The sequence below is a fragment of the Hydrogenophaga sp. T2 genome (assembly GCF_049843535.1).
GTDB lineage: Bacteria > Pseudomonadota > Gammaproteobacteria > Burkholderiales > Burkholderiaceae_C > Hydrogenophaga > Hydrogenophaga crocea.
The window spans coordinates 1-1,026 of record NZ_JBBHZJ010000022.1 but is presented as its reverse complement, the minus strand read 5'-3'; the positions used below and the strand labels follow the sequence as shown (position 1 = coordinate 1,026).

The window sequence follows — 1,026 nt, the reverse complement described above, 5'->3', positions numbered from 1 at the left end:
CATGAAAGTTTTCTACGACAAGGACTGCGACCTGTCCCTCATCAAGGGCAAGACGGTGGCGATCATCGGCTACGGCAGCCAGGGCCACGCGCACGCGCAGAACCTCAACGACAGCGGCGTGAAGGTGGTGGTGGGCCTGCGCAAGGGCGGGGCCTCGTGGGACAAGGTGGGCAAGGCCGGCCTGAACGTGCTCGAGGTCAACGACGCGGTGAAAGCCGCCGACGTGGTCATGATCCTGCTGCCCGACGAGCAGATCGCCGAGGTCTACCGCAACAACGTCGAGCCCAACATCAAGCAGGGCGCCTCGCTGGCCTTCGCGCACGGCTTCAACGTGCACTACAACCAGGTGGTGCCGCGCGCCGACCTGGACGTGTGGATGGTTGCGCCCAAGGCCCCGGGCCACACCGTGCGCAGCACCTACACCCAGGGCGGCGGCGTGCCGCACCTGGTGGCGGTGCACCAGGACAAGACGGGCAAGGCGCGCGACCTGGCGCTGAGCTACGCCATGGCCAACGGCGGCGGCAAGGCCGGCATCATCGAGACCAACTTCAAGGAAGAGACCGAGACCGACCTGTTCGGCGAGCAGGCCGTGCTGTGCGGCGGCGCGGTCGAGCTGATCAAGATGGGCTACGAGACGCTGGTGGAAGCCGGCTACGCGCCCGAGATGGCCTACTTCGAGTGCCTGCACGAGCTCAAGCTCATCGTGGACCTGATCTACGAAGGCGGCATCGCCAACATGAACTACTCGATCTCCAACAACGCGGAGTTCGGCGAGTACGTGACCGGCCCCGAGGTGATCAACGAGCAGTCGCGCGCAGCCATGCGCAACGCGCTCAAGCGCATCCAGAACGGCGACTACGCCAAGATGTTCATCCTCGAAGGCCGCACCGGCTACCCGAGCATGACCGCGCGCCGGCGCAACACCGCCGCGCACAGCATCGAGGTGGTGGGCGCCCAGCTGCGCGCCATGATGCCCTGGATCGCCAAGAACAAGCTCGTCGACCAGACGCGCAACTGAGCGCGCCA

The 1,026-nt window shown here is 66.1% G+C and carries 1 protein-coding gene; it reads left to right on the top strand.

Going from position 1 to position 1,026, the window contains the following annotated elements:
- The first annotated feature begins 1 nt into the window (after position 1).
- Entirely contained in the window at positions 2-1,018 is a 1,017-nt protein-coding gene (gene ilvC / locus WDZ95_RS22230; RefSeq protein WP_425781707.1) for a ketol-acid reductoisomerase, read from the top strand.
- Positions 1,019-1,026: the final 8 nt, after the last annotated feature.

Excerpts from the sequence above, each read along its gene's own strand:
- ilvC (WP_425781707.1), top strand. The coding sequence starts at position 2 with ATGAAAGTTTTCTACGACAAGGACTGCGACCTGTCCCTCATCAAGGGC.